6 protein-coding genes are annotated in these 5,954 nt (G+C 61.7%); 4 read left to right on the top strand and 2 right to left on the bottom strand.

Annotated elements, in window-relative coordinates; all coding sequences use genetic code 11:
• Positions 1 to 18: 18 nt before the first annotated feature.
• The 4 genes from H7J06_RS32010 to H7J06_RS32025 all read left to right on the top strand — a co-directional run bounded on the left by H7J06_RS32010 (position 19) and on the right by H7J06_RS32025 (position 2,715).
• The gene (locus H7J06_RS32010) at positions 19 to 372 is read left to right on the top strand and encodes a 3-phenylpropionate/cinnamic acid dioxygenase subunit beta (protein ID WP_443678427.1); all 354 of its coding nucleotides are present in this window, start codon (positions 19 to 21) and stop codon (positions 370 to 372) included.
• A gap of 202 nt (positions 373 to 574) precedes the next feature.
• Positions 575 to 916, top strand: a complete 342-nt coding sequence (locus H7J06_RS32015; RefSeq protein ID WP_443678428.1) for a cupin domain-containing protein — start codon at positions 575 to 577, stop codon at positions 914 to 916.
• 94 nt (positions 917 to 1,010) lie between these two features.
• On the top strand, positions 1,011 to 1,889 hold the full coding sequence (locus tag H7J06_RS32020; RefSeq protein ID WP_264044064.1) for an NAD(P)-dependent oxidoreductase: 879 nt from the start codon (positions 1,011 to 1,013) through the stop codon (positions 1,887 to 1,889).
• 262 nt (positions 1,890 to 2,151) lie between these two features.
• Positions 2,152 to 2,715: a MarR family winged helix-turn-helix transcriptional regulator gene (locus H7J06_RS32025; RefSeq protein ID WP_264044066.1), complete on the top strand. Its 564-nt coding sequence runs from the start codon at positions 2,152 to 2,154 to the stop codon at positions 2,713 to 2,715.
• Between the two features lie 104 nt (positions 2,716 to 2,819).
• Here H7J06_RS32025 and phtC read toward each other — a convergent pair whose 3' ends face one another.
• Positions 2,820 to 3,569, bottom strand: a complete 750-nt coding sequence (gene phtC, locus H7J06_RS32030) for a 3,4-dihydroxyphthalate decarboxylase (RefSeq protein ID WP_011767986.1) — start codon at positions 3,567 to 3,569, stop codon at positions 2,820 to 2,822.
• Positions 3,570 to 4,167: 598 nt separating this feature from the next.
• Positions 4,168 to 5,235 carry a DODA-type extradiol aromatic ring-opening family dioxygenase gene (locus H7J06_RS32540; RefSeq protein WP_264044069.1) on the bottom strand — a complete coding sequence of 356 codons (1,068 nt, stop codon included), beginning with the start codon at positions 5,233 to 5,235 and terminating at the stop codon, positions 4,168 to 4,170.
• Positions 5,236 to 5,954 lie beyond the last annotated feature (719 nt).

Here is a 5,954-nt window from a genome sequence, read left to right on the forward strand (position 1 = left end):
TACGACGACCTCGCGCAGCTGGAACAGACTCAGCAAGGTAGCGACATCTGCTGGTTCGACGAGGGGAAGGAGACGGTCACTTCGCGGGTGGAGCAGTTGATGACGGGACTGCACTGGGCGGAAGAACCCGTCTCGCGAGTGTCACACCTAGTCACCAACGTGCGTATCGAGGCGGTAGAAGACGCGGAAGTCGAGGTGAGCTGCCGCTTCCTGGTGTACCGGAATCGGGTCACCGATGAAACGGATTTTCTGGTCGGCCGCCGCAGGGACCGNTTGCGGCGCAGTGTGGCTGGCGATTGGCAACTGTGTCGTCGCCGGCTACTCCTGGACCAGGCGGTGCTGCTTGCCAAGAACCTCTCGATCATCCTGTGAAAATGCCTCCCAATCTTTGACCCTTGACCATCAGGGGTTAAGAATATAGCGTTCCCTAAATATCCTTTCGCGCCGGACGACCAAGAAGGGGGCCTCTGGAATGTCTACGTTCCTCGAACCACAGCGATGTGCCGACGATGTGACCGCCCTGAAAGTGATGACAGAGGAAATGCGCCCGCTTCTGATCGGCGACGGCTACCAGATGTTCGAGGTGCGCGCACCTGAATCATCTGGACCGCCTCCGCACCAGCATCCCTGGGATGAAAGCTATGTCGTGCTGGAGGGCGAACTCTGGGTAAGCCGCGGCGGCGAAGAAACGACCCTGCAGGTGGGTGAGGCGATTCGAGTCCCGGCTGGCGTCGTGCACGCCTATCGCGTTCTCTCTGACGGCGCCCGGTGGATCACGACTTCGTCTACCCCGGGCGGCGCGCTGGATTTCTTCTCNGANGTGGATGCCGCGTCCAACGGCCCCGGCGACGTGAGAGCCCTCATCGAGGCCGCGAAGCGAAACAGGGTCGAATTCGCCGATCCGGCATTGCAATAGCCGTCATTTTGATTTCTCAGCACGCACACGGCGCCGTGGTATGCCAAAAGTGTTGACAGCCGGCGCAGAAGGTGGCGTTGGGCCGGCTGCTGTCATGAGGCGGGTCGGCGTGATCGGTCTGGGCGNCATGGGTTCCGCNCTGGCGGCGTCGCTTCTCGCGACGGACCATTCGGTGGTTTGTTTCGACATTCGGCCCGACGTGTTACGCCCACTTGTGGAGCTAGGCGCCGAGGCTGCTGCGGACGCGCGTGAGTTGGCCGGCGCATGTGATGTCGTTTTGACGTTCCTACCGGGGCCGAGTCAGGTGCTGGAGGTGGCGCTCGGGTCGGAGCGAGGTGTCCTGGCCGGCCTTGCCGACGGGGCCGCCCTGCTGGATATGTCGACCTGTAATCCCGAGGTTGCAGCGATCATCGGTCAGGCCTACGACGCGACCGGTAGGCGNTTTGTGGACTGCCCCGTCAGCCGAAAGGCGCCGAACATGACCGTTCTGGTCGGAGGGCCAANCGGGGTGCTCGGCCCTGATGCCGATGTCCTCGCCGCCGTGTCGCGCACCTTGGTGTACTGCGGCCATCGAGGTGCGGGATATGCCACCAAGCTTCTCAACCAGCANGTCAAGTACAGCTGGTATCTCGCTTCGGCGGAAGCCCTCTTAATCGCTGAGGCGATGGGATTGAATGCCGGCGAGGTAGCCGACGCGATCGCGGAGTGCAGCGGGGGGGACTCGGGTCTCANNACGGCGGCGGCGTACTTCCGCCACGACACCGAGTCAGTTAGGAACCGCGCCCCCGCTAGCACCATTACGAAAGACTCCGCGCTGGCGGAAAGTATGGCGACGAACGCCGGTATCCGCAGCAGGACGCTTGAGCCCGTCGTGGACTTCTTCCAAAGTGTTGCGGCCTCGGAGTTTCGCGACCGTGCCTACCCCGAAAGCACAGAACTTCTTCAGCGAATCCGGTCGATGCCTCCGAAGTGAACCCCTACGTCTTGAGTGCGACCCCCGTCACGCTGTATACCGTGCCTACCCCGAAAGCACAGAACTTCTTCAGCGAATCCGGTCGATGCCTCCGAAGTGAACCCCTACGTCTTGAGTGCGACCCCCGTCACGCTGTATTGACAGTGATTTATAGGCGGCAGAATGTTCACATGCGGAAAGTAAGACAACCGTTCATCTGCCGGTACGATCACCATCGGTAAAGCTGCCCGCTCAGCCGGCGACTCAAACAGCTAAGGGACTCATGAGTACCGAGAAGTTGACGATGGCCGCACAGGTCGCGGCCAAGACCCGCGAAGCCGGACCGGATTACGACCCCTTGTCGCTGGCGCTTCCGCTCGCGCTCTACCGTGCCGTAACGGCGTTCGGTCGGGTCGCCGCCGAGGAGTTGGCCCCGGTCGACCTTTCGATGAGCCAGTTCAACGTCCTCACCGTCCTCAAGCGGGCCGAGAGGCCGATCACGATGGGCGCACTAGCGGACTCTATTTCCGTACGCCAAGCCAGCCTGACGAGTGTCGTCGACAGCCTGACCAAGGCAGGCTTTGTCACACGCAAGGTAAATCCCCGCGATCGCCGTTCGGTGGTGGTCACCATATCGAAGAAGGGCAATCAGTTCTTGACCGAGTTTCTGCCCGGTCACTACGACTTCCTGCAGACAGTATTTGCCGGTATCAAACCGCGGCACAGACAGCAGTTGCTTGCACGACTGGATGAACTCATCGATTGTTTGGAGGCATATCCGACCGACACGCAAAAGGCGATCCGCAGCTCGTTATCGCAGGCCGCCGCAGGCCAGACCAGGCCATAGCCGAGTTGCCTGACTCCTTACCGTCGCACCGCGATATCGGCACCAGCGTTACCTCCGCCATCAGCTCGGCCAGCATGGCCGCGCCAGTTGTCCCGCAGAACTCTCTAGGACCGATGGTTTTCCAGGCGCCCCAGCTCATGACGCCATGCGATGGTGTCGTTTAGTGCGTTACCGAGATCTGGAAGCTCTGCAGCGTCATCGTCTGTCAGTTCAGCCAGAGCGCCACCCGCAGAAGCGATCTGAAGCGACAAACGCGAGATGGTGTCGACGCTGATCGCCTGTATCACCGCCCGCTCGACAGTTTCGGCAACGCTAGTGAGCCCGTGCGCGCGGAGAATAACCACCGGTCGATCGCCCATGGCAGCAACCATTTCCTGGGCGAGTTGCCGATTCCGCAACAACACTCCCCGCGGATACACGGGCACGCCACCCGCGGCAAGCCGAAAACCAGGGATGTCGAACGCTCCGACGATCGGTCGGACAGCCAGACCGGCGAGATCGGCGGCAACTACCGCTGCGGGATGCGCATGCACCACAGCATTGACATCGCCTCGGGCGCGAAGCACCTCGGTGTGCAGCGGCAACTCGTTCGGGGGCTGGTAACCGTCATCGAATTCTCCCGCGGCACCCTCGGTGCCGTCCAACGTGACCAAACGGATGTCCTCTGCGGTGGTGAACGCTAGCCCGCGCTCCCGGGGACCGCGGCATCGGATCAGCAGCCGATCCCCGTCGACGCGCAGGCTGATGTGGCCGAGGATGCCTGGCGCCAAGTCGCGCGCCGCGAGGACGCGGCAAGCAAGCGCGATCGCCTGTCGTTCAGGGTCGAATCCCGTCCCCGAAGTGGTGGAGCTCATCGGCAGCTCAGGGTTTCGGTATCGGCGCACTCCGTGGAGGCGATAACGACGTCCGCAGATGCTCCGCGCAAAGCGCGATGAGCGCTGCCGGGCACGATTATTACCATCGGTCTCACTTCCGTCTCGTCCGTCTCCGTTGGGCGGCGGTTGCCGGGGGGCAACGAAGCTGAAGCGGCGCCAGGATGAACCTGGTGGCGACGCCAGTGCAGGAATCATCGGCGCTCATTACCCAACACCGCACTACGAAGCGATCACCGGCTGCACAGCGATCCAGTGCCGGGACTCAAGCGCCCGGGCATCTTTTGGTAGAAATCAACTCTGTTATACAGAGATTATGGTTCATGTGCCGTCGAGTCAACGGGTAAGATCGTCGGCGACTTGCCGATAAGCCGCCAGCAACATCGTGTGGGTGCCAATGTCGGTGTGGGTCGTCTCCTGAAGGCCATTCTGGCTTCTGGTTTCGTCGATGAATCGATCGCCGTAGGCAGCGACGCGCCACCTGAACAAGCGTCCGCCGAGCGATCGGGCGGCGAATGAGTGACCCCGCCATGTCAGCACATCTGCGCCCCGCTTCAATTCGCCGTGGGGAGTGCGTGTTTCAACCCTGAGAGGATACATCGTCCGGGTCACTATTAGTCCACGCGACGGCCATTCCCATCAGGGCGCGGGGGATGGGCTCATAGACGCTGGCCCACGGGGTGTTGCCGCCGACGGCGCCGACGGCACATATCCATGATCTCAGCTCGATGTTGCCACTGTTGAGCAGGTCCTCGCTGGTCAGGTTACTCAGCTCAAAACCCTTTCCGGAGGAAAGAAGCTCCAGAGTGCGGCGATCGAACTCGTCGTCGATGGAGCCGTGGGCGTGTAGCCCATGGTAGGCAGCCCATGGATAGCCGGCAGTGAAGTGTGAGAGCCCACCGGAGGCGTAGAGACCTATCCGCTCGCCTGCGGGGCGGCGTGACCGCACGGCGTCGGCAATCGCGCGGCCCAGCGCGAAGCACCGTTTGGGCGACAACGACGGCACGTGAACGGCATTGAGGAACACCAACACCACCGGGATTGGGTGGTCTCCAAGGATATTGGCCACAATCTCGCCATGGGCGTGTGAGTGCAAGGTGGTCTCACGAAAATCGGTGACTGCGGCGACGTCGAACCCGGCCTCGACGGTGTGCTCACTCAAGTCCTTACTGAGGTCGGGCGAACTTTTCCAAAACCGCGCGTCTGGCAAGAAGCGGTCAGAGGCGACGTCGAACCCGGCCTCGACGGTGTGCTCACTCAAGTCCTTACTGAGGTCGGGCGAACTTTTCCAAAACCGCGCGTCTGGCAAGAAGCGGTCAGACACNGTGAACCCCTCTCCGGTGTGGATGGCTATCTGGGGCAGTGCCGAACCGTCGAAGTTCTCGTTNTGGTCATCACCGATGATGATCAGGCAATCCAGTCGGTCTTGTCTGATGCTGTCACGCAGCCTTTGAAGCCCGTTCTCGATGTGCGCGTAACGCGCCGCAGCGTCGTCGAATGGTTCTTCGTCTTTCCTCAGGCGAGGTGGGGTCTTACCGCGTCGCAATGTGTANNTNTGCCTGTTCTTTATGCGGAAGCCTTCCCACCTGGGAGGCGGGATGAAAGTGAAGGCATGCGACGACGCGTAACCGGCTACAATCTCACCCACGATTTCTCCTCATCTGAAGTCACAGCGATACCTGGTGGGAGAGAACGACTTCGCGATCTTCGTAGGCCGACTGCAGGATGGCGAAACATACTTCTAGCGTCGCGCGCCCCCAGCGNCCGTCGTGCTGAACNGGGCGGTCCTCAGTGATCGCCCGATGTAGTTCAGCCAACTCTGCGGCCCTGCCCCGCATGGTGCGCGCGACCGGTATTTCCTGNAATCCGTTCTGCCCGTACACCACCAGCCCGTCGGGCGACTGCCTGATNGCGCCGTGTTGGCAGCTGACCACNGTNAGGCCGAAGTAGGGGTGGTGGATGATCTCTCCGGGGGCGGAGTACCCCCACAGNTCCTGTGATTCTTCGGTNGNCGTCGCAGCACCGTAGCGGCCCTGCTCCTTCTGNGCTTCCAGTGCTACTTCAAGGTGGTCAGGGTTCTGACTGAGCGCAGCGAAGTTGCTGGCTACACGCTGGTTGGCTTGGGGACTGCGGCGGCCGCCGTCNTCTGCCACCCACGAGTGCAACTCCGCGACGTCGAAGAAAGCNCNCGCGTCATAGACGAGCGTNGCGGAANCTCCTGATTCGAATCCGAGATGACAGGTGTATCCCCCGACGCATTTCCGGACGTCGTCCCATATTGTCGACGCACGCACTGTTCTGGCCACACCGCCGACTATCTGCCGCACGATATCGACCTGGTGAGGCCCCTGGTTGAGCACTGGCCCG

The organism is Mycolicibacterium hodleri (assembly GCF_025822245.1).
Classification (GTDB): Bacteria; Actinomycetota; Actinomycetes; order Mycobacteriales; family Mycobacteriaceae; genus Mycobacterium; species Mycobacterium hodleri.